27 protein-coding genes and 3 pseudogenes are annotated in these 24816 nt (G+C 67.7%); 11 read left to right on the top strand and 19 right to left on the bottom strand.

The genetic code is table 11. The features are described 5' to 3' along the window. Positions 1-92: 92 nt before the first annotated feature. The 3 genes from BT108_RS12035 to BT108_RS12025 all read right to left on the bottom strand — a co-directional run bounded on the left by BT108_RS12035 (position 93) and on the right by BT108_RS12025 (position 3423). A complete protein-coding gene (locus BT108_RS12035) occupies positions 93-908 on the bottom strand; it encodes an OmpA family protein (protein ID WP_072294814.1) in 816 nt (271 codons plus the stop codon). Between the two features lie 33 nt (positions 909-941). Continuing rightward, positions 942-1331: a DUF4398 domain-containing protein gene (locus BT108_RS12030; RefSeq protein ID WP_072294813.1), complete on the bottom strand. Its 390-nt coding sequence runs from the start codon at positions 1329-1331 to the stop codon at positions 942-944. A gap of 265 nt (positions 1332-1596) precedes the next feature. Then, positions 1597-3423: an ABC transporter ATP-binding protein gene (locus BT108_RS12025; protein ID WP_072294812.1), complete on the bottom strand. Its 1827-nt coding sequence runs from the start codon at positions 3421-3423 to the stop codon at positions 1597-1599. Between the two features lie 208 nt (positions 3424-3631). Between BT108_RS12025 and BT108_RS12020 the strand changes: the two genes are divergently transcribed. Then, a complete protein-coding gene (locus BT108_RS12020) occupies positions 3632-4264 on the top strand; it encodes a MarC family protein (RefSeq protein ID WP_072294811.1) in 633 nt (210 codons plus the stop codon). A 13-nt stretch (positions 4265-4277) separates the two neighbouring features. On the opposite strand, the gene BT108_RS12015 is transcribed toward BT108_RS12020, so the two are convergent. From BT108_RS12015 to BT108_RS12000, 4 genes are read right to left on the bottom strand one after another with little or no spacing between them, the layout of a single operon-like run. Beyond that, the gene (locus tag BT108_RS12015; protein ID WP_083566424.1) at positions 4278-4934 is read right to left on the bottom strand and encodes a PqiC family protein; all 657 of its coding nucleotides are present in this window, start codon (positions 4932-4934) and stop codon (positions 4278-4280) included. Next, on the bottom strand, positions 4931-6598 hold the full coding sequence (locus tag BT108_RS12010) for a PqiB family protein (protein WP_072294809.1): 1668 nt from the start codon (positions 6596-6598) through the stop codon (positions 4931-4933). The genes BT108_RS12015 and BT108_RS12010 overlap by 4 nt, the downstream gene beginning before the upstream one ends. After that, on the bottom strand, positions 6595-7272 hold the full coding sequence (locus BT108_RS12005; RefSeq protein ID WP_072294823.1) for a paraquat-inducible protein A: 678 nt from the start codon (positions 7270-7272) through the stop codon (positions 6595-6597). Before BT108_RS12005 ends, BT108_RS12010 begins: the two co-directional genes overlap by 4 nt. Then, on the bottom strand, positions 7259-7891 hold the full coding sequence (locus tag BT108_RS12000; RefSeq protein WP_072294808.1) for a paraquat-inducible protein A: 633 nt from the start codon (positions 7889-7891) through the stop codon (positions 7259-7261). Before BT108_RS12000 ends, BT108_RS12005 begins: the two co-directional genes overlap by 14 nt. A 308-nt stretch (positions 7892-8199) precedes the next feature. Between BT108_RS12000 and BT108_RS14345 the strand changes: the two are divergent. Further along, a pseudogene (locus tag BT108_RS14345) lies at positions 8200-8364 on the top strand (maltose acetyltransferase domain-containing protein); the annotation flags it as partial. Between the two features lie 234 nt (positions 8365-8598). Further along, positions 8599-8742: pseudogene (locus tag BT108_RS14340) on the top strand (DapH/DapD/GlmU-related protein); the annotation flags it as partial. 180 nt (positions 8743-8922) lie between these two features. On the opposite strand, the gene BT108_RS11990 reads toward BT108_RS14340, so the two are convergent. Both BT108_RS11990 and BT108_RS11985 read right to left on the bottom strand, forming a co-directional pair. Continuing rightward, a complete protein-coding gene (locus BT108_RS11990; protein ID WP_072294807.1) occupies positions 8923-9207 on the bottom strand; it encodes a type II toxin-antitoxin system RelE/ParE family toxin in 285 nt (94 codons plus the stop codon). Then, a complete protein-coding gene (locus BT108_RS11985) occupies positions 9207-9494 on the bottom strand; it encodes a CopG family ribbon-helix-helix protein (RefSeq protein WP_072294806.1) in 288 nt (95 codons plus the stop codon). The genes BT108_RS11990 and BT108_RS11985 overlap by 1 nt, the downstream gene beginning before the upstream one ends. A 136-nt stretch (positions 9495-9630) precedes the next feature. Between BT108_RS11985 and BT108_RS11980 the strand changes: the two are divergent. The 3 genes and pseudogenes from BT108_RS11980 to BT108_RS11970 all read left to right on the top strand — a co-directional run. Continuing rightward, positions 9631-9945 (top strand): annotated as a pseudogene (locus tag BT108_RS11980) (ABC transporter permease); the annotation flags it as partial. 130 nt (positions 9946-10075) lie between these two features. After that, complete coding sequence (gene ftsH / locus BT108_RS11975) at positions 10076-11920, top strand: ATP-dependent zinc metalloprotease FtsH (protein WP_072294805.1); 1845 nt, start codon at positions 10076-10078, stop codon at positions 11918-11920. Between the two features lie 327 nt (positions 11921-12247). Further along, positions 12248-13603, top strand: a complete 1356-nt coding sequence (locus BT108_RS11970; protein WP_072294804.1) for a DEAD/DEAH box helicase — start codon at positions 12248-12250, stop codon at positions 13601-13603. Positions 13604-13641: 38 nt separating this feature from the next. Here BT108_RS11970 and BT108_RS11965 read toward each other — a convergent pair whose 3' ends face one another. Genes BT108_RS11965 through radA form a run of 3 tightly spaced genes read right to left on the bottom strand, consistent with a single transcriptional unit; the run spans position 13642 to position 15612 of the window. Then, positions 13642-14076 carry a group II truncated hemoglobin gene (locus BT108_RS11965; protein ID WP_218184865.1) on the bottom strand — a complete coding sequence of 145 codons (435 nt, stop codon included), beginning with the start codon at positions 14074-14076 and terminating at the stop codon, positions 13642-13644. A 16-nt stretch (positions 14077-14092) separates the two neighbouring features. Then, entirely contained in the window at positions 14093-14257 is a 165-nt protein-coding gene (locus BT108_RS14010) for a hypothetical protein (RefSeq protein WP_218184864.1), read from the bottom strand. A 2-nt stretch (positions 14258-14259) separates the two neighbouring features. Next, positions 14260-15612: a DNA repair protein RadA gene (gene radA / locus BT108_RS11960; RefSeq protein ID WP_072294803.1), complete on the bottom strand. Its 1353-nt coding sequence runs from the start codon at positions 15610-15612 to the stop codon at positions 14260-14262. Between the two features lie 202 nt (positions 15613-15814). Between radA and BT108_RS11955 the strand changes: the two genes are divergently transcribed. Then, the gene (locus tag BT108_RS11955; RefSeq protein WP_072294802.1) at positions 15815-16501 is read left to right on the top strand and encodes a hypothetical protein; all 687 of its coding nucleotides are present in this window, start codon (positions 15815-15817) and stop codon (positions 16499-16501) included. A gap of 10 nt (positions 16502-16511) precedes the next feature. Here BT108_RS11955 and tilS read toward each other — a convergent pair whose 3' ends face one another. The 4 genes from tilS to tadA form a co-directional block, all read right to left on the bottom strand. Next, positions 16512-17906 (bottom strand): tRNA lysidine(34) synthetase TilS, encoded by a 1395-nt coding sequence (gene tilS, locus BT108_RS11950; protein WP_072294801.1) that lies wholly within the window; start codon positions 17904-17906, stop codon positions 16512-16514. Continuing rightward, positions 17875-18843 (bottom strand): acetyl-CoA carboxylase carboxyltransferase subunit alpha, encoded by a 969-nt coding sequence (locus tag BT108_RS11945; RefSeq protein ID WP_072294800.1) that lies wholly within the window; start codon positions 18841-18843, stop codon positions 17875-17877. The genes tilS and BT108_RS11945 overlap by 32 nt, the downstream gene beginning before the upstream one ends. A 114-nt stretch (positions 18844-18957) precedes the next feature. Next, positions 18958-19437, bottom strand: a complete 480-nt coding sequence (locus BT108_RS11940; RefSeq protein WP_072294799.1) for a L,D-transpeptidase — start codon at positions 19435-19437, stop codon at positions 18958-18960. Then, the gene (gene tadA / locus BT108_RS11935) at positions 19434-19964 is read right to left on the bottom strand and encodes a tRNA adenosine(34) deaminase TadA (RefSeq protein ID WP_255369716.1); all 531 of its coding nucleotides are present in this window, start codon (positions 19962-19964) and stop codon (positions 19434-19436) included. Before tadA ends, BT108_RS11940 begins: the two co-directional genes overlap by 4 nt. A gap of 95 nt (positions 19965-20059) precedes the next feature. Here tadA and BT108_RS11930 point away from each other — a divergent pair, with 95 nt between their 5' ends. From BT108_RS11930 to ccmB, 3 genes are all read left to right on the top strand, one after another. Further along, positions 20060-20530, top strand: coding sequence for a VOC family protein (locus BT108_RS11930; protein WP_072294798.1), 471 nt, complete (start codon positions 20060-20062; stop codon positions 20528-20530). Positions 20531-20683: 153 nt separating this feature from the next. Next, positions 20684-21304: a cytochrome c biogenesis heme-transporting ATPase CcmA gene (ccmA, locus tag BT108_RS11925; RefSeq protein WP_072294797.1), complete on the top strand. Its 621-nt coding sequence runs from the start codon at positions 20684-20686 to the stop codon at positions 21302-21304. 1 nt (position 21305) lies between these two features. Next, entirely contained in the window at positions 21306-21965 is a 660-nt protein-coding gene (gene ccmB, locus BT108_RS11920) for a heme exporter protein CcmB (RefSeq protein ID WP_072294796.1), read from the top strand. A 188-nt stretch (positions 21966-22153) separates the two neighbouring features. On the opposite strand, the gene BT108_RS11915 is transcribed toward ccmB, so the two are convergent. Then, positions 22154-22915: a VPLPA-CTERM sorting domain-containing protein gene (locus tag BT108_RS11915; protein WP_083566422.1), complete on the bottom strand. Its 762-nt coding sequence runs from the start codon at positions 22913-22915 to the stop codon at positions 22154-22156. A 115-nt stretch (positions 22916-23030) separates the two neighbouring features. Here BT108_RS11915 and BT108_RS14200 point away from each other — a divergent pair, with 115 nt between their 5' ends. After that, positions 23031-23315, top strand: a complete 285-nt coding sequence (locus tag BT108_RS14200; protein ID WP_255369715.1) for a hypothetical protein — start codon at positions 23031-23033, stop codon at positions 23313-23315. 378 nt (positions 23316-23693) lie between these two features. On the opposite strand, the gene BT108_RS11905 is transcribed toward BT108_RS14200, so the two are convergent. Together BT108_RS11905 and BT108_RS11900 are read right to left on the bottom strand one after the other, a co-directional pair. Next, a complete protein-coding gene (locus tag BT108_RS11905) occupies positions 23694-24005 on the bottom strand; it encodes a type II toxin-antitoxin system RelE/ParE family toxin (protein ID WP_255369714.1) in 312 nt (103 codons plus the stop codon). Then, the gene (locus BT108_RS11900; RefSeq protein ID WP_072294793.1) at positions 24002-24256 is read right to left on the bottom strand and encodes an antitoxin; all 255 of its coding nucleotides are present in this window, start codon (positions 24254-24256) and stop codon (positions 24002-24004) included. The genes BT108_RS11905 and BT108_RS11900 overlap by 4 nt, the downstream gene beginning before the upstream one ends. Between the last annotated feature and the right edge of the window lie 560 nt (positions 24257-24816).

Raw genomic sequence — 24816 nt, 5'->3', positions numbered from 1 at the left:
GGCCGGCGCTTCCGCATGCCTTCCCCTCGCGGCCCTGCGCCGCCCCAGCCACCGGCCGCATGGCCCGGGGGCGGCGCAGGGCGCCGGCTGCACTAGCGCGGCTGCAACACCCCCTGTTCATCCGAGATGATCACCTCCACGCGCCGGTTCAACTGGCGGCCCGCCTCGGTATCGTTGCCCGCGACGGGATAGGCCTTGCCGTAGCCGCGCGCCACGATTCGATCCCTGGCGATGCCCATCGCGAACAACGCGTCCCGCACCGAGGCGGCACGGCGCTCGGAGAGCGCCTGGTTGTGGCTGTCGCTGCCGGTGCTGTCGGTGAAGCCCTCGATGACCACCCGGCGCTGCGGGTTCTGGATCAGGATGTCCCCCAGTTTCTGAACCACCCGCACCCCGCCCGGCTTGAGCTGGGCCTGATCCGTATCGAACAGTACGTCTCCCAGCGTCACGACCGTGCCGCGATCGGTGGGCTGGGCGTGCAGCTCATCGAGCTGCGACTGCAGCTGGGCGGCCCGCGCCTGGCTCCTGTCGGCCTCCTCGGTGCGCGCGGCCAGCTGGATTCGGGCGCTTTGCGTATCGGCCTGGCCGACCGAGGCTTCCGCACGCCTGCCGATGGCCGCTTCCTGGGCGATGTGCGCCCGACGCTCGGCAATATAGGACAGCTGCTCCACGGTTGCCGGATTCTCGCGCCGCAGCCAGGCGGCGTTCGCCTGCTCCAGGGCGTCCCCGGCTTCCTTGAGCTCGGCGGCAGCGAGGGTGGAAATGGATGGCACGCTCTGCGCGTCCTGGTAGCTGAGACGCGCCGCTTCGAGATGGGCGTTTCTCTCGGGCACCGAGCTGCAGCCCGCCAATATCGCCGCCACGCCAGCGAGGGCGGCAACCAACATCGAGAACAGATTATTTTTCATGGGATATTCTCCTGGGTAATGACCGTCGTCGCGTCACTGCACCTTGCGGTTCAGTTCTTCCCGCAATGTCTCGTTGCTCTCCTGCAGGGCGCCTTCCGCCTTCTTCGCTTTGCCGGCCCGGGTCTTGGCGGTCGCGAGCTGGGCGTCAATCTGGGCCCGCTCCGCGAGGCGCCTGGCGGCGGCATGATCGTTCCCCGCCGCGGCCTTTTCGGCTGCGCTGAAATTGTCCTGCGCCGCCTTCAGCTCGACCGGCGCAAAGTCGGTGGCCCCTGCGCTCACCGCATCGGCGATGCTGGTCCGGGCCACCGCCAGCTGGGAAGCGGCTTCCCTTTTTTCCACACCGGCGCAGCCCGCTGCCAGCAGCACGGCCAGGCCCGCCCAGATCAGCGATCGATATCGCCCGTCTCCGAAAATATTCTTCATTCTTCATTCTCCTCATCGAATCCACGACGTTGCCGACGTCTGCGGTTGGGAAAGAAAGGGAGCCGCGCCGCCGGCGGCGACGCACATCCCTTCCGGCACCACGGTGGCCGGCTCGGCAGGCCATCCGTGGAGCAAGCCTAGCGGCAAAGAAGCATGCCCATCTGTCCGCTAGCACACGCACGCTTTTCCCTGCACCAGGCAGGAGGAAGGGCGGCAACCGCGGCCAGAGGCAGGGGAAACGGCGGCGGCCCGCGAGGGGAAGACGCTATCCCTCCCCGAGGAATCCGCCGCTCTGGTGGCTCCACAGGCGCGCGTAGAGGCCATTGGATGCGATCAGATCGCGGTGGGTGCCCTGCTCCACGATGCGGCCGCGGTCGAGCACGATCAGCCGGTCCATGGCGGCCACCGTGGAGAGCCGGTGCGCGACGGCGATCACGGTCTTGCCCTCCATCAGCCGGTAAAGGCTCGACTGGATGGCCGCCTCCACTTCCGAATCCAGCGCGCTGGTGGCTTCGTCCAGCAGCAGCACCGGGGCATCCTTGAGCATCACCCTGGCGATGGCGATCCGCTGGCGCTGGCCGCCCGAGAGCTTGACCCCCCGCTCCCCCACGTGCGCGTCGTAGCCGCTGCGCCCCATGGGATCGGTCAGGCGCCCGATGAAGTCGTGCGCCTCGGCGCGCCGGGCGGCGGCGACCATCTCGGCGTCGCTGGCATCCGGCCGGCCGTACAGCAGGTTGTCCCGCACCGAGCGGTGCATGAGCGACGTGTCCTGCGTCACCATGCCGATGTTCGCGCGCAGACTGACCTGCGTGACGCCCCCGATGTCCTGCCCGTCGATCAGGATGCGGCCCTGCTCGACGTCGTAGAACCGGAGCAGCAGATTGAGCAGCGTGGACTTGCCCGCGCCGGATCGCCCGATCAGGCCGATCTTCTCGCCGGGCCGGATGTGCAGGCGGAGGCGGTCGATGACGGGAACGTCGCCTCCGTAGCCGAAGGTCACGTCCTCGAAGCGGATGTCGGCCCGATGCACCGCCAGGGGCACCGCATCCGGCCGGTCGGTGACGCGGTGCGCGCGCGAGAGCGTGCTGATGCCATCGCGCACGGTACCCACCTGTTCCAGCAGCGTCGCCATCTCCCACATCACCCAGTGGGACATGCCGTTCAGCCGCAGCGTCATGGCGCCCACGGCGGCCACCGCCCCCACGCCCACCTCGCCTCGCGTCCACAGCCATACCGCCACGCCGATCGCGCTGACGATGAGCATCGCGCCCATGGCCTGGTTGGTCGTCTCGAAGCCGGTGATCAGCCGCATCTGCCCGTGCACCGTCTTCAGGAATTCCTGCATGGCCGAGCGGGCGTAGCCCGCCTCCCTGCCCGCGTGGGAAAACAGCTTCACGGTGGCGATGTTGGTGTAGGCGTCGCTGATGCGCCCGGTCATGAGCGCCCGGGCGTCCGCCTGCAGCTGCGAAACGCGGCTCATGCGCGGCACGAAGAAGCGCAGCACGAACGAGTAGGCAACCAGCCAGACGGTGAAGGGCACCAGTATCCACAGGTGGAAATGGCCCACCACGGTGGTCAGCGTCAGGAAGTAGATCGTGACGTAGACCAGGATGTCCCCCAGGATGAAGCACACGTCGCGCAGCGCCAATGCGGTCTGCATGACCTTGGCCGCCACGCGGCCGGCGAATTCGTCCTGGTAGAAATTCATGCTCTGATCCAGCATCAGGCGATGGAAGTTCCAGCGCAGCCGCATGGGGAAATTCCCGCCCAGCACCTGATGCTTGACGAGGTTCTGCAATCCCACGAGCACGGGGCTGACGACCAGGATCAGCGCGAACAGCAGGAGCATGTGCCGCTCCTGCCGCCACAGCAGCGCGGGCGGAATCTCGCCGAGCCAGTCGACGATCCTTCCCAGCACCGCGAACAGCAGCGCCTCGAACGCGCCGATGGCGGCGGTCAGCAGCGTCAGCGCCACCAGGTAGCGCCGCACGCCGCGGGTGGCCTCCCAGATGAAGGCGAGGAAGCGCGCGGGCGGAATGCCGCTGGCGGCCTCCGGATAGGGATGGATGACTTTCTCGAAGTAGCCGAACATTCACAGCCTTTGGTGTGGATGGGAAATGGTGCTCAGGAGCGCCACATGCCCCGGCCCTGGATGCCGGGGCGGATGCCCCCATACGACATCCCCCCGCCCGCGAAGTTTGCGGCTATGATGAGAGGATGATATCTGCAGGCATCACATCGCACGGCGGCGCGGCCTTGCCGGCGGCCGCAACCCCGGTGGCGGCGGCGGCCTGACGCCCATGCTCTCCATCCTGGCGCTCACCGTCAAGAAGACCATCACGCTGTTCGTGCTGGCCGGGCCCGTTTCCATGGTTCCCGTGTTCCTCGCCATCACGGAGGGATTCGACGCCCCCGAGCAGGCCCGGTTCGCCCGCACCATCGGCCTGAGCGTGGCGCTGGCGCTGCTGGCCGCGACCTTCCTCGGCATGCCCTTCCTGGGCGTGCTGGGCGTGTCGCTCGGCGCGGTGCAGGTCGGGGGCGGGGTGATCGTGCTGCTGCTGGCGATCGCGATGGTGCTGGGACAGGAATCCACGTTCAAGGGATCGTCCCCGGCCCGGGCATACGGCAGCCGGGAAGCTGCGCCCGTCCCCCTGGCGGTGCCGCTGCTGGCCGGGCCCGCCGCCCTGAGCTACGTCATGGGCAACAGCGCGTGGCAATCGCCCGCTGACCTGGTGCATGTCGTGGTCCCCATCCTGGCGGTGGGGGCCGCGTGCTGGGCCACGTTCCATCTGGCCGGCCAGGCCGGAAAGAAGATCCGGCAGCCCACCCTGGACGTGGTGCAGCGCGTGGGCGGCCTGATCCTCGCCGCGATCGCGGTGGAGATGATGGCGGCGGGCCTGCGCACCCTGTTCCCCATGCTGGCGCCGGGCTGACCGCCCTCTGTCTTCACTCCGGCAGATGCGGATCGATCTGCCTGCTCCGCGGCGCGCAGGTCGCCGGCCGCCCGGCACCCAGATCCTCGAGGTTCCGCGAAATCTCCACCGCCGTCGCCGCGACTGCGCGCCGCACCCCCCTGACGACGCCGCCGATGCCGCCGTCGGCGCGTTCCATCAGCGCCACCTGGCAGGTGGCGCCGGCACCGCCGGCGGCATCCGCCACGGTCCAGCGGAAACGCGCCTTCACCCGGTCGCCGGCAATGGCGTCGAACCGGTCGAGTTCGATCGCGACACGGTAGACCGGGCGGTCCGGCGCAAGGGCACCGGACGCCCCGACCCGGTCCGCGAGGGCGGCGGCAAAGGCGTCGCGCAGTTCCTGATCGAAGGGCGCCGCCCAGCGGTCATGCTCGAGGACGAAGACCTGCCCATCCAGCCCCGTCCCGTCCAGTCCCCGCGAGTGCACCACCAGCTGCGGGCGCGCCAGCCGCTCCGGCACGGCCACCGGCAGGACGTCGACATGAAATAGTGCAGCTGCCCCGGCGCCGGCCTCCGCGGAGGATGCAGCCGGCTCCGCCAGCGTGTAGAAGCGGGTGTCGGGCGTGGAGGCGCAGCCGCCCCCCATGAGCGCTGCCGCCGTTGCGAGCATGCACCACGTCGATGGCTTCATGGCCTGTCCTCCTTCTTGCCCCGGATCAGCGACTCGGGGTGGCGTTCGAGATAGTCGGTGAGCACCCGCAGCGAAGCCGCCGCGCGCGCAAGCTCCCGCAGCGTCCGGCGCACGTCCTGCTGCAGCGGCGCGTCCTCCGCGAGGGTGCGCTCCGCCGCGACCAGGGTGCGGCTCACGTCCCGCATGGCGGCCGTGATCTCCGGCGCCACGTCGTTGCTCAGCGTTTCCGCCAGCCTGCCGGTATGGTTCAGCGTGCCCTTGAGCAGCGCCAGCGCCTGCCGCAACTCGTCGCCGATCTGGTCGAACGGCACCTTGCTCAGCTTGAGCGCCATCTCCGAAATCTGGGTCTCCAGCGTATCGACGCTGCTGGGCATCGCCGGCAGGCGCAGGATCGCGGACGGCGCCGCCCTCGCCGCCTCCGCCCGGCCCGGCTTGCGCTTCGTGGCCGGCGTGGCGCCGGGGAAGAAGTCGAAGGCGACATACATCTGGCCGGTCAACAGGTTGCCGGTCCTCAGCTGCGCGCCCAGGCCGCGCTCGACCATGAGCTGCAGCCGCTGCTGCGGCGTGTACTTCGACTGCCTCTGCGATTCCACGAAGCGGCTGCCGAGGCGCTCCGGATAGATCTCCACCAGCACCGGCAGGCTGAATTCGTGCCGCGCGGGATCGTACTCGATGCCGATCGACTTCACCTCTCCCAGCACCAGGCCGCGGAAGCTGACTTCCGCGCCCGGCGCCAGGCCGCGCACCGACTGCCTGAAGTCCAGCACGATCCGGACGGCCTCGCCGTCCTGCTTCCTGAGCGCCTCGCCGCGGTTCTCCGCCAGGGTATAGACGGTATTCTCCCCCGCCGCCGGCCCGGGATCGTCGTCCGGCGCCTGGAACGACAGGCCGCCGAGCACCACGGTCGCCAGCGACTGCGTATGGAGCGTGAAGCCGCTGGCGTTGATCTGCATGTCGAAGCCGCTGGCATGCCAGAAGCGCGTGTTCATGCCGACGAAGCGGTCGTAGGGGGAGTTGACGAATATGCGCACCGTGATGCCCTTGCCGTCCTCGTCCAGATCGTAGGCGATCACCTGCCCGACCTTGATGCGGCGGTAGTAGACGGGAGAGCCGACGTCGAGCGAGCCGATGTCGGTGGCGCGCAGCACGTACTGCCGGCCGGATGCGTCGCGCGTGACGATGGGCGGGACTTCCAGGCCGGTGAAACGCTCCGACTTCTCGCGCCCGCCCCCGGGATCGGCGCCGATGTAGGCGCCGAACAGCAGCGTGCCCAGCCCGGATACGCCGGAACCGGCCACGCGCGGGCGCACCACCCAGAAGCGGCTGTCGGCCGCGGCGAAATCCCGCGCCTCATGCTTCAGCAGCACGGATACCAGCACCTGCGAATGATCCTCGCTGAGCGTGATGGACTGCACCGTGCCGATCTCGACCTCCTTGTAGCGGACCTTGGTCTTGCCGGCCTCCAGACCCTCCGCGGAACGGAAAGTGATGACGATCTCGGGGCCGCGCTGGCTCCACGCCTGCACCGCGAGCGAGATGCCGATCACCGCGGCCACGATGGGGATCAGCCAGACCAGCGAAGGCAGCCAGTCGCGCCGGCGCACCTTCCGTGGCGGCGGGACCTCCCGGACGCTCCCGCCATCCGCGGGGCTGCCCCCGCTCATGGCGCAGGTTCTCCCGATCCGCCGGCCGCATCCCACGTCAGCCGCGGATCGAAGCTGTGCGCGGCCAGCATGGTGAGCACCACCACCGCCGCGAACGCGGCGATGCCCACCCCGGCGTGGATCGTGGCATAGCCCTCGATCTGCACCAGGCCGGCCAGCAGCGTGACGACGAATACGTCCAGCATGGACCACCGCCCGGTGATCTCGACCAGGCGGTAGAGCCGTGCCCGCTGCAGCAGGCGCCAGCGGCTGCGCCGCTGCACCGCGACCAGCAGCAGGGCCAGCGCCGCCAGCTTGAACAGCGGCACCAGGAAACTGGCGATGAAGACGATCACCGCCAATTCCCATGAGCCCGACACCCAGAAATAGACGATGCCGCTCAGGATGGTGTCCTGCTGCCTGCCCAGCAGGGAAGCGGTCGTCATGACCGGCAGCAGGTTCGCGGGCACGTACAGGATGCAGGCGGCGATCAGATAGGCCCAGGTACGGCCCACGCTGCCCGGCTTGCGCGTATGCAGCGCGCTCCCGCAGCGCCCGCAGCGCGCGTCCGCGCCGGCATCCCGCCATACCGTGCCGCAGCCATGGCAGGCCACCATGCCGAGTCCGGCGGCGGTGTCCGCCGCGCCGGCATGCGCCGGCTCCGGCCCGATCCGGGCCATGCTATCCCGCGGCATGGGCTCCATCCCCGCGGGGAGGCGACGCCAGCTTCCACACGTACCGGGAAGGCAGTGAGGACACCGCCGCCAGGAGCACCGTCAGGGCGCCGAACGCCCACAGCGCCACGCCGGGCAGCACCGTCGCCATGGCGCTCAGCTTGACGAGCGCCACCACGATGCCCAGCAGGAACACCTCCACCATCGCCCAGGGACGCAGCGCCTGCGCCAGGCGCGCACATGCATCGAACGCCGGGGGCCGCACCGGGCTGCGCACGCCGAGCAGCAGGTAGGCCAGGAGCAACAGCTGCATCAGCGGAAACAGGAGGGTGGTCGCCATCACCAGCAGCGCCACGAAAGGCATGCCTCCGGCGTCCAGGGCAAGCACCGAGCCGGCGAGAGTCGCACGGCTGGCGATTCCCTGCATCTCCATCTCGACGATGGGAAAGGCATTGGCGATGACGTACACGACGATCCCGGCGAGCGCCAGCGGCAGCGCGCGCCTGCCGTGGCCACCCGCTTCCCGCTCCAGCTCCGCGCCGCAGCGGCGGCACAGCGCCGCTTCGCCGCGGCCGAGCGCCTGCCTGCGATGGAGGGCGTCGCACTCCTCGCAGGCGATCAGACCGCTCATTTCCTGCATGCATTCGCTCCTTCCGGATTTGCACCTCCCGTCCTCCCCCGGGTGGGCGAGGCCGGAAACGGGCATGAGCGGAAGGCTATCAGATACGGGGAACGGATGCAGCCGGAATGATGTCTTTTTTCCGGCATGATTCTCCCACCTTCGCATTCATCCGCCACGCGACGGAAATCCCCCATGCCCGGCAGGCTTTCCCAAATTTTCGACGTCGGCATGGTATCGTTTGGGGGAACGACATGAATCCGAAAAGCCTATCGGGATGACACAAAGGCGATCCTCGGCTTCACGCCGCAGTGATCGGAACGAAACCCATGACCCGGACGGAAAAACAGAAGATGCTCGCCGGCGCGCCGTACGACGCCCGCGACGACGAGCTACAGGCCGATCTCTCCGCCACGGCCCGCTGGCTGGCCAGGTACAACGCATCGCCGGGCACCGCCCCGGATGCAAGGCGTGCCTTGCTCGCCGAGCGCCTCGGCGCCGTAGGGGAGGGCTCCACGATCCGCCCGCCGTTCCACTGCGACTACGGGTTCAACATCCGGCTCGGGGCCGGGGTATTCCTGAACTTCAACTGCGTCATCCTGGACGTGGTCGAGGTGACGATCGGCGACAAGACCCAGATCGGGCCCAACGTGCAGATCCTCGCCGCGGATCATCCAAGGGACGCCCTTGAGCGCGAGGCCGGGCTCGAATTCGGCCGGCCAATCCATATAGGCCGCAATGTCTGGATCGGCGGCGGCGCGATCATCCTGCCGGGCATCACGGTCGGCGACGACGCCATCATCGGTGCCGGCAGCGTGGTCACCCGGGACGTCCCCGCAGGCGCCACGGCAGTGGGCAACCCCGCCCGCGTGCGCAGCCAGGGCCCCGCCGATTGAACGGGAAATCAGGCGCCTTTCGTCTTCCATCCATGCTCAGTCCGCTACGCGGAACGGATTGACGACGCGCAACCGCCCATCGAACCCGAGAACGTGCCGGCACGGCTGATACCGTGAGCGCAAACAGCGATCATCCGGTCGATGATCTCCATGCTCCTACTCCCCGACTGGCGGCCACCGCCTGGCCGCGTGCAGGACGCGCGCCACACGCACCAGGTCGTCGGTCAAGTCATAGACCAGAATGTAATTTCGGTGCGTTACCAGTTCACGAGTGCCTGCAATGCGGCCAGATCGGCCGAGGTCAGGATGATCGAGCAGACGGCCAGCCTTCTCTGCAAATAGTTCATCGAGGGCCAGCGCAGCGGCTGGGTTGTCGGCCTCGATGTAGTCATAGATTTCATCGCGATCCTGTATCGCCTCTGGCGTCCAGAACAGACCCATCACTCAGAAGTTTCGAGACGGCGGCGTGTGGCCGCCCGCTTGGCCGCGAACCTGGCTTCAACTTCGGCCGCTGGGATCAGGTTGCCGGCGTTGGCCGAGTCGAGGCCGATTTGCACCTGGCGACGGAACCAGGCGTCATGCGCGGCCGCTTCCTGCTGCTGCTGAACGAACTCGCGCATGAAGTCGCGCAGGAGCTGTGCGCCGCTGCGGTCGCGGGCCTTCGCGGCCCTGGAAAACTCGGCTTTCAGAGACTCATCGACCCGGAATGTGAAGGTGGTTTCGCTCATGGCTTTCCCTTTATGTGTTACAAAGACAGTGCAATATAACATATGGTGAACCACGCTAACAGAGATGTCGAATGAACGAGCATCAAAACAGTGAACTGGCTCGGGTTTTGAGGGAGTGATTCATTTTTACGGCCACACCACGTCCATCGGCATCTTCATGGGCACGATCACCCGCTCCATGCCGCAGTTCGGCCTGCTGCTGATGCTGGTGCTGATACCGCTGCAACTGCTGTCCGGCGGGTCCACCCCACGGGAGAACATGCCGGAAGTCGTTCAGACGGCAATGCTTACGGCGCCCACGACCCACTTCGTGATGCTTGCCCAGGCCATCCTCTATCGCGGCGCCGGACTGGATGTCGTATGGCCCCAGTTCGTCTGGCTGGCCGTGATCGGTGGCGCCTTCTTCGGCATCGCGCTGGCGTACTTCCGAAAGACCATCGGGATGATGGCACGACCGGCATCCCATTCGGTCCATATGGATACTGACCCACCGGTATATGCCTTCACGCCATCCATTACCCTGAAACGAATCCCGCGCCGTGCTGTCGATTATTCCAACCGGAACAATAAAGGAATGCCCGATGGACAAGAAGACCCGAATCAACGTCTGGTACGTGATCGTCGCCGTGCTCGGGGTGCTGCTGGTGCAGGGCATCTACAAGCAATACACCAGGATCGAGCCGATCCCCTACAGCCGCTTCCATACCCTGCTGGAGGAGGATCGGATCGCCGAGGTGGCGATCACCGAGAACCACATCTACGGCACGCTCAAGGAGGAAGGCGCCGAAGGATTCAAGGATTTCGTCACCACCCGGGTGGAGCCGGAACTGGCCGACAAGCTCGACCAGCATCAGGTCATCTACACCGGCATCATCCAGAGCACGTGGCTGCGCGACCTGATGTCGTGGCTGCTGCCCATGGGCATCTTCATCGCGATCTGGATTTTCGTCATCCGCCGCATGAGCCAGGGCGCGATGAGCGGCGGGCTGATGTCCATCGGCAAGAGCCGCGCCAAGGTGTTCGTGGAGCAGGAGACCAAGGTCACGTTCGCGGACGTCGCCGGCGTCGACGAGGCAAAGGAGGAACTGGTCGAGATCGTCAATTTCCTGAAGGACACCGAGGGATACAGCCGCCTCGGCGGACGCGCGCCCAAGGGCATCCTGCTGGTCGGGCCGCCGGGTACCGGCAAGACCCTGCTGGCGCGCGCCGTGGCGGGCGAGGCGGGAGTGCCGTTCTTCTCCATCTCGGGTTCCGAATTCGTGGAGATGTTCGTGGGCGTGGGCGCCGCCCGGGTGCGGGATCTGTTCGAACAGGCGCGCCAGATGGCGCCCGCCATCATCTTCATCGACGAACTGGATTCGCTGGGGCGTGCCCGCAACGCCTACGGCATGGGCGGGCACGACGAGAAGGAACAGACGCTCAACCAGCTGCTGGCGGAACTCGACGGCTTCGATTCCAAGAGCGGCGTGGTGCTGCTCGCGGCCACCAACCGGCCCGAGATCCTCGATCCCGCCCTGCTGCGCGCGGGCCGCTTCGACCGCCAGGTGCTGGTCGACCGGCCCGACAAGGCGGGTCGCGAACAGATCCTGGCCGTGCACCTGCGCAAGGTGAAGCTCGACGCCGACGTGAAGCCGGAGCAGATCGCCGCGCTGACGCCGGGCTTCACCGGCGCCGACCTCGCGAACCTGGTCAACGAGGCGGCGCTGCTCGCCACCCGCCGCAACGGCGCGACGGTGGCCATGGACGACTTCAACAATGCGGTGGAGCGCATCGTCGCCGGCCTCGAGAAGCGCAACCGCCTGCTCAACCCGCTGGAGCGCCGGGTCGTCGCCTACCATGAACTGGGGCACGCCATGGTGGCCCTGGCGCTGCCCGGCAGCGACGAAGTGCACAAGATCTCCATCATCCCGCGCGGCATCGGCGCCCTCGGCTACACCATCCAGCGCCCCACCGAGGACCGCTTCCTGATGCGCCGCGCGGAACTGGAAAACAAGATGGCGGTGCTGATGGGCGGCCGCGCGGCGGAACGGGTGGTGTTCGAGGAGATCTCGACCGGCGCCTCGGACGACATCGCCCGGGCGACGGACCTGGCGCGCGCGATGGTGCTGCGCTACGGCATGAGCGCGGCCCTGGGCAACGTCGCCTACGATCGCGAACGCTCGCCCCACCTCCAGGCCACCGTGCCGATCCCGCAGGGCCGCGACTTCAGCGAGGAGACCGCGCGCGCCGTGGACGGTGCGGTGCGCGGCCTGGTGGACGGCGCGCTGGAACGGGCCATCGCCATCCTGCAGGCGAACCGCGCCCTGCTGGATCGCGCCGCGGAGGCGCTGCTGGAGACCGAGACGCTGAACCAGGAGCAGATCGCGGCATTGAAGCGGGAGATGATGGGCGCAGCCGCTGGCTCCACGTCCGCGGCCGGCACATAATAGTTCTTTTTCTTTACTCGCCTTGCTGTATACTCCGCGCATCGATAAGACAGCGAAAAGAAAAGATTTTCTTTTTTTCGTTCCTGTCGATTCATCGTTCCCGCCTCTCCTGATTCTCGGGTTCCCGGCACAGTCGTGCGGGTATCGTGGTTGGCAGCGATGCAGCGCGCGCCAGCGGTACCCCTGTCCACCGGACATCGATGGACATCCCTCGTCTGCGCATGCCAAACGCATCATTGGAAAATTCCGGGTTCGACCCGCGGCACGGCGTCACGAGAACAGGCGCCCGTGCGGGAAGCATCCATTTCAATTCATAGGGAAAACAACGTGTCTTTTGAAAATCTCGGCCTGCATCCGCTCATCCTCCAAGCCGTCGTCGAAGCCGGCTACACCGATCCGACCCCCGTCCAGGCGCAAGCCGTTCCGGAGCTGATCGCGGGCCACGACGTCATGGCCTCGGCCCAGACGGGCACCGGCAAGACCGCCGCCTTCATGCTGCCGGCGCTGCACCGCCTGGCAACGCCCTCCGCGGTGCGCGGCCGCGGCCCGCGGGTGCTGGTGCTAACCCCGACGCGCGAGCTCGCGCTCCAGGTATCGGAAGCGGCGGCGAAGTACGGCAGGCACCTGCCCCGCGCCCGGGTCGTGAGCATACTGGGCGGGATGCCCTATCCGCTGCAGAACAAGCTGCTGTCGCAGCCGGTGGACATCCTCGTGGCCACGCCGGGGCGCCTGATCGACCACATCCAGCGCGGGCGCATCGACTTCTCGCGCCTGGAGATGCTGGTGCTGGACGAGGCCGATCGCATGCTGGACATGGGGTTCATCGACGACGTCGAGACCATCGCCGCCGCCACACCGGCCGGCCGCCAGACCCTGCTGTTCTCCGCCACGCTGGACAGTGCGATGAACGGCGTGGCCGCACGCCTGTTGAGGTCGCCCCGGCGCATCCAGATCGCGGCGCAGCAGGCGCGCCTCGACAACATCGAGCAGCGGCTGCACTACGTCGATGACCTTTCCCACAAGAACCGGCTGCTGGATCACCTGCTGCGCGACATCGAACTCAAGCAGGCCATCGTGTTCACCGCCACCAAGCGCGACGCCGACACGCTGGCGGATGCCCTTTCCGCCCAGGGGCACGAGGCCGCGGCGCTGCACGGCGACATGAATCAGCGCGACCGCACGCGCACGCTGACCAGGCTGCGGCGCGGCGGGCTCCGGGTACTGGTGGCGACCGATGTCGCCGCCCGGGGCATCGACGTGAGCGGCATCACCCATGTGATCAACTTCGATCTCCCCAAATTCGCCGAGGACTACGTGCACCGCATCGGCCGCACCGGGCGCGCCGGCGCATCCGGCATCGCGGTATCGTTCGCCTCGGGACGGGACGGCGTCCACCTGAAGAAGATCGAGCGCTTCACCGGCCAGCGCATTCATTCCCACGTGATACCGGGGCTGGAGCCGCGGTTCAAGCCTCACGCCGGTGCGGGCGGCGCGGCCAGAAGCGCGCCCGGCATCGCGCGCAAGCGCAGCCATGCCTGGAGCGGCGACGGTCACCGTGAAGGCGGTCGCCAGCGGTCGTTCGGCGACAGCCGCCCGGGATCGGGAGAAGGCGGCAGCGGGGGCGCTTCGCGCAGCCGCGCACCGGCGGCGGGAACCACCCGCCCCTCCTTCCGCGGCCGGTAGCGGCCCCTCTCGCCGATACCCGGCCGGGTGCCGGGAAGCTATTCCGGCTGGTTGCGGATGAAATCCGCGGTCTGCTGGAAGGCCATGCCGAGCTTCCTGCGCAACTCCTCGTCCAGGCCCGTGTCCGCCATCGCCCGGTCCATGCACGACAGCCACTGGTCGCGCTCCGGGCTGCCGATCGCATAGGGCATGTGGCGGGTGCGCATCCGCGGCTCGCCGTACTTCTCGGCATAGAGGGACGGCCCGCCCGTGAAGCCGGACAGGAACATGAACAGCTTCTCCCGCGAATGCGCCAGATCCTCGGGGTGCAGCCTGCGGATGCCGAAGTAGTCGGGATCCTCGTCCATCAGGTCGTAGAAGCGGTCGACCAGGCGGCGCAGGACGGCCTCGCCGCCGATGCGCTCGTACGACATGGCGACGTGCAGGGACGATCTCTGGCTGCGCAGCCGCTGCAGCACTGGATTGTCGGTCATGGGGTACCTCCTCTCTCTACGGCTCTCGCCTCTCCAGCGTGTACGATATCCGATAGGCGGCCAGCGCGGCAAGCGGGTACTTGAGGGCATGCCCGCCGACCACCCGCCCGCGTGGCTGGATTTCCGCGCCGCCCCCAGGCCGGCAGGGCGGGCGGCTACAGGAACCGCCGGCTCCGCCCATGGTCAGCGGATCGTCGCAACCGCCTCTTCCACCCGCTCCACCGCGATGACCTCGATGCCGGGAATCGCCTGCTTCGGCTGGTTGGCGCGAGGAACGACGGCCTGCACGAACCCCAGCTTGGCCGCCTCTTTCAAACGCTCCTGGCCGCGCTGCACCGGCCGCACCTCGCCCGCGAGCCCGACCTCGCCGAAGACTGCCATCTTCGCGGGCAGCGGCCGGTTCCGGAGCGAGGAGACGATGGCGAGCAGCACCGCGAGATCGGCGCCCGGCTCGGTGATCCTCACGCCGCCGACGGCGTTGACGAACACGTCCTGGTCGAAGCACGCGATGCCCGCATGGCGATGCAGCACCGCCAGCAGCATCGCCAGCCGATTCTGCTCCAGGCCCACGCTCAACCGTCGCGGATTGGGCGAATGCGCATCGTCCACCAGCGCCTGGATCTCCACCAGCAGGGGGCGCGTGCCCTCCTGGGTCACCATCACGCAGGAACCGGGCACCTGACCGCCGTGGTGCGACAGGAACAGCGCGGAGGGGTTGCCGACCTCACGCAGGCCCTTCTCGCCCATGGCGAACACGCCCAGTTCGTTCACCGCGCCGAAGCGGTTCTTGAAGGCGCGGATCAGGCGGAAGCTGGAGTGGGTATCGCCCTCGAAGTAGAGCACGGTATCGACCATGTGCTCCAGCACGCGCGGCCCGGCCAGCGCACCCTCCTTGGTGACGTGCCCCACCAGGATCGTGCAGGTGCCGCTGGCCTTGGCCAGCCGCGTCAGCTGCGCGGCGCACTCGCGCACCTGCGCCACCGAGCCGGGTGCGGACTGCAGCGCGTCCGAATGGATCGTCTGGATGGAGTCGATCACCGCCACGTCGGGCCTGCACGCCGCCAGCGCCTCCTCGATGCCCTCCAGCCGGATCTCGGCCAGCAGGCGCACCGCGCCCGCATCCAGTGCCAGGCGCTTTGCCCGCAGGGCCACCTGCCGCGGCGACTCCTCGCCGCTCACGTACAGCACGCCGTGCGATGCAGACATATGGCAGAGTATCTGCAGCAGCAGCGTGGATTTGCCGATACCCGGATCGCCGCCCAGCAGCACCACGCCGCCGTGCACCAGGCCGCCGCCCAGCACCCGGTCGAACTCGGCCGAACCCGTGGCATGGCGCGGTTCGTCCCCCGCTTCCACCTCGCCGAGGGTGCGCATCTGCGCCACCCCTCCGCCCATGGGGACGAAACGCGGCCGCGCTTGTTCCCGCGGGGTCTCCACCAGCGTGTTCCACGCCTGGCAGTGGGGGCACTGCCCCTGCCATTTGGACACCTGGCCGCCGCATTCGGTACAGGAATAGCTGGATTTCGCTCGGGCCATGTGCCAGGTAAGGATGCCGCCTGCCTCCGCGCGGCAGGGATTTTCGTCGGAACGGGATGGAACGCGGCCACGCACCCCGTGCACGCCCCGCCGGGATGTGCTATGTTCGCCGTGGCGGGCGGCGGGAAAAGACGGCCTCGCCCGCACACCCCGCCTGCATGGCACGTGATGAACCCATAATATACTCGAAGTGAACCCCACCATGACCCCTATTCTCAAAGCATTGGCCATTGGAGCGATCTGCATCGGCTGGATCGCGGGCTGCTCCTCCACGCACAAGACCACCCAGTCCGCACGCACCCCGATCGAGCAGCTTCTCATCAGCGAAGCCGTGACCCGGAGCCTGCCCGCGCCGGCTACGGGGCACCTGCCGATCCCCCAGGGCGCCAAGGTGGCGGTCGACACGTCGGGGCTGACGCCGGACCAGAGCCTCATCCAGCACGTCCTGGCCGGCTGGCTGGGCCAGCAGGGGTACGCGGTGCAGAAGGACGAGGCCAATGCCGCCTACCGCGTCAACGCCGTCGTCGGCGCGCTCGGGACGGAACTCGCCGGCACGCTGTTCGGGCTGCCCCCCATCCAGAGCCAGTTCATCCCCATTTCCCTGCCGGAACTGGCGTTGTACAAGTCGCAGTACCAGACCGGCTATGCGAGGTTCCACCTCAACGTCTTCGAGATTCCCTCGGGCAGATTCGTGGGCTCCACGCCGGTCTTCCTGGCGGATGCCTACTACAACGACTACACGTTCCTGTTCGTGATCTCGCACACCGCGACCGACGTCGCCGTGCCGCCGCGGTTCGGCACCCTGTTCCGCAAGCCGCTCGACACGCCCTACGTGCCCGCGGCGGAAGAGGCCAAGGGCACCGCCGGATCCGCGGCCGCGACGAAATAGGGGGGAGGGCTCACCCCGGCACCGCGGCGGCGTCCCACTCCACCACGATGCCGGGTTCGCCATCCGCCGCGCGGAAGCGGCAGTCCACGCCGATGCCGGGCACGCACACCAGGTGCTCGCCGCTGAATATCAGCGGCAGCGCCTCGCGCTCCCACGGCGGCAATGCCGCCTCCCGCAGCAGGTTCTTGAGGCTGCGGCGCGGACGAGCGCAGTCGGGGCGCAGCCGCTCGCCACCCTGGCGCCGGCGCACGGTGACGGGGTGTTCGGTCAGCTTCCTCAGGCTGATGCCCGCACCGCTGCGAGGCAGGAAACGGAGGCTGCCGCCGCAGTCCGCCAGCACCAGCCGCCCCTCACCCTGCCATGCCAGCCGGGGCATGCCCCCGGCCGTTGCTGCAGCGCGAGCCGCTTCCCGCACCCGCACCACCCCGCGAAAGCAGCGCACCTCCCTGTCGCCGAAGGCGAGGCGCAGCCGCGACCCCGCACCGGCGGATCGCAATTGCCGCAGCATCTCCCCCAGCGCCACGGTGCTGGGAGGCACCGCTCCCTGCCGCGCCAGGAAATGGCGCAGCAGGTTGCGCGCCCGCGCCGGCGCCAGTTCGCGCAGGGCCTCCACCCGCAGCCCGTCCGCGACGAAATGCGCCTCGCCGTCGGCGGCGGCCAGCTCGTCCAGCAGGCCGGCCGCCTCGGCCAGATGGCGGCTGGCACGTGCCAGCGTTGCGCGATAGGCGGGAAAGCGCCGCTCCAGCAGCGGCAGCAGCTCGTGGCGCAGAAAATTCCGGTCGAAGGCGGTATCGCCGTTGCTCTCGTCGACGATCCACGCCAAGGCCCGGGCGCGGGCATGATTCTCGATCGCCCGCCGCGGCACGTCCAGCATCGGCCGCAGCAGTCGCGGCAGGGGCTTCGCGGCCTGCGGCCCGTAGGCGGGCGTGACCTCCCTGACCACGGGCATCGCGCCCAGTCCCTTCGCCCCCGCCCCGCGCAGCAGCTGCAGCAGCAGGGTCTCCGCCTGGTCGTCCAGGTGGTGGGCCAGCACCACGTAGTCGGCGTCGAGCCGCGCGAACACCCCGTAGCGGGCATCCCGCGCCGCCGCCTCGAGGCTCGCACCCGGCTCGCGCACGACCGGCGGCCTTGCAACCACGATGGGAATGCCGCGCGTGCGGCACAGGCGCCGGCAGAACCGGCTCCACCGGCCCGCGTGCGGGCTGATGCCATGATCGACGTGCACCGCCGACAGCGAGAAGCCTAGAGGCCCGGCCGCTTCGGCCAGCAGATCCAGCAGCACGACCGAATCCACGCCGCCGCTCAGGGCAGCGGCGAGACGGTCGCCCGGTCGCACCTGGCCGCGCAGCACCTCCTCGACCCGGTGCGGCAGGCTATCCGGTACGAGCTTCCTTGAACCGGCCATATCCCATCAGCCGCTCGAAGCGCTTCTCCAGAAGCAGATCCATGGAACAGGCACGAGCCTGCTGGAGCGCCTCCTGCAGGGCCTTCTCCACCGATTGCATGACAGCCGGGTAATTGCGGTGGGCGCCGCCGGGCGGCTCGGGGATGATCCGGTCGATCAGCCCCAGGGTCTTGAGGCGCTGGGCGGTGATCCCCATGATCTCGGCCGCTTCGGGCGCCTTGTCGGCGCTCTTCCACAGGATCGAGGCGCAACCCTCGGGCGAGATGACGGAGTAGGTGGCGTACTGCAGCATCTGCACCGTGTCGCCCACGGCCACCGCCAGCGCGCCGCCCGAGCCTCCCTCGCCGATGACGGTACAGATGACTGGTGTCCTGAGCTCCGCCAGCACGTAGAGGTTGCGGCCGATGGCCTCGGACTGGCCGCGTTCCTCGGCGCCGATGCCGGGATAGGCCCCGGGCGTATCGATGAAGGTCAGCAGCGGCAGCGAGAACTTCTCCGCCAGGCGCATCAGCCGGAGCGCCTTGCGATAGCCTTCGGGTCGGGGCATGCCGAAGTTGCGGTGGATCTTCTCCTTGGTGTCGCGGCCCTTCTGGTGGCCGATGACCACGACGCTCTCCCCCATGAAGCGCGCCAGGCCGCCGACGATGGCGGGATCGTCGGCGAAGCTGCGGTCCCCGTGGAGCTCCTCGAAGCCGGTGAACAGATGCTGGATGTAATCCAGCGTGTAGGGCCGCTGCGGATGCCGCGCCACCTGGGAGATCTGCCACGGCGTGAGCTTGGCGTAGATGCCGCTGGTGAGCGACTGGCTCTTCTTCTGCAGCCGCTGGATCTCCGCCGAGATGTCCACCGCCGACTCTTCCTGGGCGAAGCGCAGTTCCTCGATCTTGGCCTCGAGTTCGGCGATGGATTGTTCGAAATCCAGGAAAGTGATTTTCATCTCGGGTCGAATGGTCCGGCGTGAAAGCCCCGCCGGCGGCGGGGCTGCTTGCCCGAGATTATCGCATACCGCGCCACACGCCGGGCGAATCCGCGCAGCGGGGACGAGGCGGCTTCAACCCCTGATGTCGACTTCGGTGCCGGCCTCCACCAGGTCGAACAGTTCCAGCAGATCGCCGTTGCGCATGCGGATGCAGCCGATGGAGCCGGGCCTGCCCATCTCCACGCTGTCGGGGCTGCCGTGGATGTAGATGAAGCGGCGCATGGTGTCCACCTCGCCCAGCCGGTTGAACCCCGGCTCGCACCCCGAAAGCCACAGGATGCGCGTCAGGATCCAGTCGCGCCCGGGAAAAACCTCGCCCAGCGCCGGGGTGTAGATCTCTCCCGTGGGGCGGCGGCGGACGAACACGGTATTGACCGGCTGGCCCGCACCGATCTTGGCGCGGATCACGTGCCGCCCCAGCGGGGTGCAGAAGCTGCCGCTGACCTGCCCGGTGCCGTTGCGCGCGGACGAGACGCGGTAGCGCCGGACAACGTCGCCCGCCGCGCCGCGCACCTCCATTTCCTGGCCCGGGATGTCGACCACGACCCTCATCGGCACGCTTCGTCCTCCGTGCCTCCCGCTTCCACCCGGCCGCGGCGCTGCGCGAAGAAGCGCCTGAGCCTGTCCCCCCCTTCCCGCGCCAGCACGCCGCCGGCGACCTGCAGGTGGTGGTTGAGCCGCCCTTCCGCGGGCAGGTCGATCGCGCCTCCGCACGCGCCGGTCTTGGGATCCGCCGCGCCGTACACCAGCCGCGCGATGCGCGCGTGGAACATCGCGCCGACGCACATGGCGCAGGGCTCCAGCGTGACGTAGAGCGTGCACTCTCCCAGGCGATAGTTGCCCAGCCGCCGCGCCGCATCCCGCAACGCCACCATCTCGGCGTGCGCCGTCGGATCCGCGGACGAGATAGGCTGGTTGTGGCCGCGCCCGACGATGATGCCTGCACGCGTCACCACGGCACCCACCGGTACCTCCCCCGCCTGCGCCGCCAGATCCGCCAGGCCGAGCGCCTCGCGCATGAAGCCGGCATCCGGATCCGGTTCGTCCGGGACGGAGGGCTGTTGTTTTGCTGCTATCATAGCCGCGGAAGGAGAGCCTGGATGGAACGTGCAGGATAACGGATAACCGGGTCGCGCTCCATCGGAAAACGTTCAATCCCTGACAGGAGCATGCCATGACGACACCATCCACACCCGAGGGCTACCACAGCCTGACCCCCTACCTGGCGATCGAGGGCGCAAGCCGGGCGATCGAATTCTACAGGCAGGCGTTCGGCGCCACCGAGCTCTTCAGGTTCGCCACGCCCGATGGCAGGATCGGCCACGCCGAACTCGCCATCGGCGATTCCCGCATCATGCTGTCCGACGGCTGCAGCGGCGAAGGCGGCCTGGCCCATCCCCGTTTCGGCGCGGCCGTCCCCGTGGGCCTGTACCTGTACGTCGACGACGTGGACGCCGTCTTCGCCCGGGCCCTCCAGGCCGGCGCCACCGCGGTGAGGCCCGTGCAGGACCAGTTCTACGGCGACCGCAGCGGCACCCTGGCGGACCCGTTCGGCCATGTCTGGTTCGTCGCCACCCATGTGGAAGACGTTGCTCCGGAGGAATTCGAGCGCCGCGCCGAGGCCCTGCACCGGCAGGACGGTTAGCCGCCGCCCCCGGCCGGGCCGGCGTCGCCCGGGAACCCCGCCGCGAAGACCCACGGTTCCCGCCGTCCGGGGCCTCGCGGCGCAGGGCGGGACAGCACCCGCGACAGCGGGATACGCTATAATGCCGCTTTTTCGCGCCCCCGCCCCCTGGCCATGCCGACGCTGAAAGGAATCGACCTGGAATGCATGCGCGGCGACCGCGTGCTGTTCAGCGGCCTCGGCTTCACTCTCGAGGCGGGCGGGCTGATGCAGGTGCAGGGCCCCAACGGCAGCGGCAAGACCAGCCTCCTGCGCATGCTGTGCGGGCTGGCGCGGCCGGCGCAGGGGGAGATCCGCTGGAATGGCACGGAGATTCGCACCCTCGGCGGCGAATACTACGGCGCCATGACCTACCTCGGCCACCTGGGCGGCATCAAGGACGACCTGACCGCGGTCGAGAACCTGCGCATCTCCAGCCTCATGGGAGGTGCCGCGGTCGGCCTGCGCGAGGCGTGGGATGCCCTGCGCCGCATCGGGCTGGAGGGACGCGAGCTGCTGCCGGGCCGGGTGCTGTCGCAGGGACAGCGGCGCCGCGTCACGCTGGCGCGCCTGCTGGTGTGCGAAACCATCCTGTGGATACTGGACGAGCCCCTGACGGCGCTCGACGCCGCCGCGGTGAAGCTGATGCAGGGACTGATGGAATCGCACCTCGCGCGCGGCGGCATGATCGTGATGACCACCCACCAGGACATCGACATCGCCGCCCCCGCGGTGCAGCGCCTGCAGCTCGCCTGACATGCTCCTGCACATCATCCGCCGCGACCTCCTGCTCGCGATGCGGCGCCGCTCCGACGTGCTGACCACCCTGTTCTTCTTCGTCATCGTGGTCAGCCTGTTCCCCCTGGGCGTCGGCCCGGAGATGAACATGCTGCGTACCATGGCGCCCGGCGTGGTGTGGGTCGCCGCGCTGCTGGCGTCGATGCTCTCCCTGGGGCGGATGTTCGCCGGCGACTACCAGGACGGCACGCTCGAGCAGATGCTGCTCTCGCCCGAGCCGCTCTACCTTATTGTCATGGGCAAGGCACTGGCCCACTGGCTGGTGACCGGCGTCCCGCTGGTGCTGATGGCGCCGGTGCTGGGCATCCAGTACGACCTGCCGGCGGATGCACTGCTGGTGCTCGCCGCCTCGCTGCTGCTGGGCACGCCGGTCCTCAGCCTGATCGGCGCCATCGGCGCCGCGCTCACCCTGGGGCTGCGCGGCGGCGGCGTCCTCGTCTCGCTGCTGGTGCTGCCGCTCTACATCCCCGTGCTCATCTTCGGCGCGGGCGCGGTGGAAGCCAGCGCGGCCGGCCTGGGAGCGCAGGCGCACATGTCCCTGCTCGGCGCCTTCCTGCTGCTGTCCCTGGTGCTGGCGCCGTGGTCTACGGCCCTGTCGCTGCGCATCTCGATGGAATAGCGTCTTTCGCTTCCCCTTCCGGGAAGCGCCGTACCGTGCTGCCGCTCCCCGGCAGAATCGGGAGGATTGCCATGCCGGCATGAAGAAACGAGCGGCCCCGCCGCCGGCTGCAGCGGGATCAGGCGCGCGGGGAACCGGAAGAGTGCCGGGATCTGCCGTATGAACAGGCCGGCGGCGTACCGCCCGGTTTATGCAAGTCGACTGCGGCCGGATGAACGGCGATCCGGGCGACCGGGCTTGCGGCGGTTCGCGGCGAGGCCGACAAAGCCGGCGAGCAGCAGCCAGCCCGTCGCGGGAAGCGGCACGGGCGCCGTCACCGGGAGCTCCACGGGTTCGGTGCCATTGCCGGACGTGGCCCAGGAAAGCGAATTGATATTGTAGCTGACCCGGCCGTAGGTGAAGTCCAGCGCCAGGAACAGATCGCCTGTGAATTCCTTGGGAAGGTTCAGCGTGAAGCTCGATGTCCCGCGATTGGACGCATTGGCGGCGTCCCACGGATTGTAGGTGACGTCGAAATTGCCGGCGAGCAGATCCTGGCTGCCAAGCACCCTGCCATCGCCCTGATCGATATAGTAGGCACCGGAAAATGGCACATGGCTGTAGTAGATGGTGCCGCCGCCGTTCTGATAGGCGCCGGGGTCATGGGGTCCGGTCAGCGAGAAATCGAAGACGATGGATGTCGCGCCCGGCGTCAGGCCGGAGAAATGGAAGATGTCGAATCGATCGCCGCCGCTCCACTCTGGCGCGCCCGTGCCCGCAACACCGGTCGTGCCGCTGGCAACGACGGTCGGTGATACCCAGCTGTTGGAGAAATTGCCGCCAGCCTCGTGCAGGATGAGGGCGGATTCTGCGGTAGGAGCCGTGATCGCGGCGGCACACACCAGCACCGCGACGCAGGGTTTCCAGAGCGGCATCGCTGCAACGGAAGTCGGGAAGCCTTTTCTCTTCATGTGTTCCTCCTTGTTCTTTTTAATGCTGCCGAAACCCGAACGGCATTCATCGCACCTCCATCTTACCCATTCTGATAATTCTGCCTATTGGACTAAGGTACGCCGGTACGCCGCAATGAAGGCGCGGGGTTTGTCCCGGCAGGGCGGTTGCCGGGCTGCCGATGCGACCTCCGCGCCGGGCGGCTTCACTTCCGGCCATGGCGATTGCGCAGCGGCGTCGACGGAAAATACGGCTTCGGTTGCAGCGATCCGGGGTCTGAAGGCGGGCGCATGCCGACGGGAACGCGCAACCGGGCCGGGAGCGCAGGCGCATATATCCCTGCTCGGTGCCTTCCTGCTGCTGTTCCTGGTGCTGGCACCGTGGCCTACGGCCCTGTCGCTGCGCATCTCGATGGAGTAGTCATTCCTCCGGTACGTAGCTCCTTCCCAGGATTTGCCAGATCGTCGATCCACGCGGAAAGATGGTTTTTTACACGAGCAATCATCATGAACGCTGAAAGAGACGAGATGCAAAGGCTGGGGAGTTGATCGAAGGCTTCGAGGCAGGACACCTGATTGCCGATAAGCGCTATGACAGTGAGGCGATCGTCGAGAGAGCAAAAGCACAGGGCATTCCCTGTGTCACTCCACCGCGCAGGAATCGAAGACGGCTGCGCGAATGACGGTGAAGCTTGGCAAGGCCACCCTCATCACCACCGCCAGCCTGCATGACCTCATCAGGCGGCGGCGCGCAGCGGGATAGGCGCGGACGCCGTGGCGGCGGCGTCCCTCCAGTTGCTTATTCCAGCCTGTCCGCGAGCCGGGCCATCAGGTCCATGCGCTCATGGAAGATCGCCACGATCAGTGCGGGCGCATCCTCGCGCGGCAGGCAAAAGACATGGTGATGTTCGCAGCGCGCCATGCGGAGCGCCGGATAGAGCGCGCTCATGTCCTTATATGGTCCTTGACCGCCTGCGACGCGCACAATGCCGTGCTCGAGCCTGCCGATATAGCGGCGCACCTGTGCGCTGCCCCATTGCTCGCGGGTATAGCGGACAATCCCGCGCATGTCGGCTTCCGCCGCATCGGAGAGGATATAGGCGCGGCTCAAGCGCGGCCATCCTCATCCAGTTCCTCGTCCACGATTTGTCCGATGGTCTTGGCAGAAACCTTCCCCGTCAAGCCATCGCTGATCCGCTGGCCTAGCAGCGCCTTCAACTCCCGCCATGCCTGATCGCCGGTCTCATCGGCGGGAAAGAGGCGTTCGAGCGCATATTGCTTGATCGTCTTGCCCTGCAAGGCGGCAAGCGCCTTCAAGCTCTGGTGCTGCTGGTCGGTCATGTCGATAGTCAGGCGGCTCATGGAAACCTCACAAATGAATACAGTCCCACATTATCACAAATGTGGGACTGTCGCTATGCCGCGAGCTTTGAAGGGTCATCCTCGCGAAGAATTCAAATACCGTTCTGTTCAAATCTCGTCTCGTTCAGACCCGATACGGGGCGGCATGCTCAGCCAGGTAGGAGGGGTGAAATGAAATGTAACCCATCGCGGCGTTCAAGAAAAAAGATGGGTTACGCGAGGCTCCACCCATCCTTGTATGATCAGAGATATTCAGATTTTGTTTGTGATGCAAGTAAGATGATGCTTCACTGGGGAAGCCGTCCCATCCTGAAGACAGGTTTTTTAAGGTCTGAGCTTGTGATGTAGATTGGCTCCCCGCCCTATTCGCCAATACCGTGGAGTATCCGAGGCTTTGAGCCTGTATACACAAGGATGGTAGGCGCGTGTGCAGGGTCGGGGAACCCGTGACATTGTATCGCGACTTCATTCGAGGATTCATCATGACACTTCAAACGACTGAACCCGGAACACCTGCACAGATTGCTGTTCCCGTTGCTGCTGGTATCGATGTGGGAGCC

It is taken from the genome of Nitrosovibrio sp. Nv17 (genome assembly GCF_900119085.1).
Taxonomy (GTDB): Bacteria; Pseudomonadota; Gammaproteobacteria; order Burkholderiales; family Nitrosomonadaceae; genus Nitrosospira.
Note: the sequence above shows the minus strand (reverse complement) of the source record. Positions and strands in the feature narration are given on the sequence as shown.

Excerpts from the sequence above, each read along its gene's own strand:
- BT108_RS12010 (WP_072294809.1), bottom strand. The coding sequence starts at position 6,598 with ATGAGCGGGGGCAGCCCCGCGGATGGCGGGAGCGTCCGGGAGGTCCCG.
- BT108_RS12025 (WP_072294812.1), bottom strand. The coding sequence starts at position 3,423 with ATGTTCGGCTACTTCGAGAAAGTCATCCATCCCTATCCGGAGGCCGCC.
- BT108_RS11955 (WP_072294802.1), top strand. The coding sequence starts at position 15,815 with ATGACCCCTATTCTCAAAGCATTGGCCATTGGAGCGATCTGCATCGGC.
- BT108_RS12005 (WP_072294823.1), bottom strand. The coding sequence starts at position 7,272 with ATGCCGCGGGATAGCATGGCCCGGATCGGGCCGGAGCCGGCGCATGCC.
- BT108_RS14200 (WP_255369715.1), top strand. The coding sequence starts at position 23,031 with ATGAAGGCGCGGGGTTTGTCCCGGCAGGGCGGTTGCCGGGCTGCCGAT.
- BT108_RS12035 (WP_072294814.1), bottom strand. The coding sequence starts at position 908 with ATGAAAAATAATCTGTTCTCGATGTTGGTTGCCGCCCTCGCTGGCGTG.
- BT108_RS11945 (WP_072294800.1), bottom strand. The coding sequence starts at position 18,843 with ATGAAAATCACTTTCCTGGATTTCGAACAATCCATCGCCGAACTCGAG.
- BT108_RS12030 (WP_072294813.1), bottom strand. The coding sequence starts at position 1,331 with ATGAAGAATATTTTCGGAGACGGGCGATATCGATCGCTGATCTGGGCG.
- BT108_RS14010 (WP_218184864.1), bottom strand. The coding sequence starts at position 14,257 with ATGGGCGGAGCCGGCGGTTCCTGTAGCCGCCCGCCCTGCCGGCCTGGG.
- BT108_RS11965 (WP_218184865.1), bottom strand. The coding sequence starts at position 14,076 with ATGACCGACAATCCAGTGCTGCAGCGGCTGCGCAGCCAGAGATCGTCC.
- tadA (WP_255369716.1), bottom strand. The coding sequence starts at position 19,964 with ATGATAGCAGCAAAACAACAGCCCTCCGTCCCGGACGAACCGGATCCG.
- BT108_RS11930 (WP_072294798.1), top strand. The coding sequence starts at position 20,060 with ATGACGACACCATCCACACCCGAGGGCTACCACAGCCTGACCCCCTAC.
- BT108_RS12015 (WP_083566424.1), bottom strand. The coding sequence starts at position 4,934 with ATGAAGCCATCGACGTGGTGCATGCTCGCAACGGCGGCAGCGCTCATG.
- BT108_RS11990 (WP_072294807.1), bottom strand. The coding sequence starts at position 9,207 with ATGGGTCTGTTCTGGACGCCAGAGGCGATACAGGATCGCGATGAAATC.
- tilS (WP_072294801.1), bottom strand. The coding sequence starts at position 17,906 with ATGGCCGGTTCAAGGAAGCTCGTACCGGATAGCCTGCCGCACCGGGTC.
- BT108_RS11900 (WP_072294793.1), bottom strand. The coding sequence starts at position 24,256 with ATGAGCCGCCTGACTATCGACATGACCGACCAGCAGCACCAGAGCTTG.
- ftsH (WP_072294805.1), top strand. The coding sequence starts at position 10,076 with ATGGACAAGAAGACCCGAATCAACGTCTGGTACGTGATCGTCGCCGTG.
- BT108_RS11940 (WP_072294799.1), bottom strand. The coding sequence starts at position 19,437 with ATGAGGGTCGTGGTCGACATCCCGGGCCAGGAAATGGAGGTGCGCGGC.
- BT108_RS12000 (WP_072294808.1), bottom strand. The coding sequence starts at position 7,891 with ATGCAGGAAATGAGCGGTCTGATCGCCTGCGAGGAGTGCGACGCCCTC.
- ccmA (WP_072294797.1), top strand. The coding sequence starts at position 20,684 with ATGCCGACGCTGAAAGGAATCGACCTGGAATGCATGCGCGGCGACCGC.
- ccmB (WP_072294796.1), top strand. The coding sequence starts at position 21,306 with ATGCTCCTGCACATCATCCGCCGCGACCTCCTGCTCGCGATGCGGCGC.
- radA (WP_072294803.1), bottom strand. The coding sequence starts at position 15,612 with ATGGCCCGAGCGAAATCCAGCTATTCCTGTACCGAATGCGGCGGCCAG.
- BT108_RS11915 (WP_083566422.1), bottom strand. The coding sequence starts at position 22,915 with ATGAAGAGAAAAGGCTTCCCGACTTCCGTTGCAGCGATGCCGCTCTGG.
- BT108_RS11985 (WP_072294806.1), bottom strand. The coding sequence starts at position 9,494 with ATGAGCGAAACCACCTTCACATTCCGGGTCGATGAGTCTCTGAAAGCC.
- BT108_RS12020 (WP_072294811.1), top strand. The coding sequence starts at position 3,632 with ATGCTCTCCATCCTGGCGCTCACCGTCAAGAAGACCATCACGCTGTTC.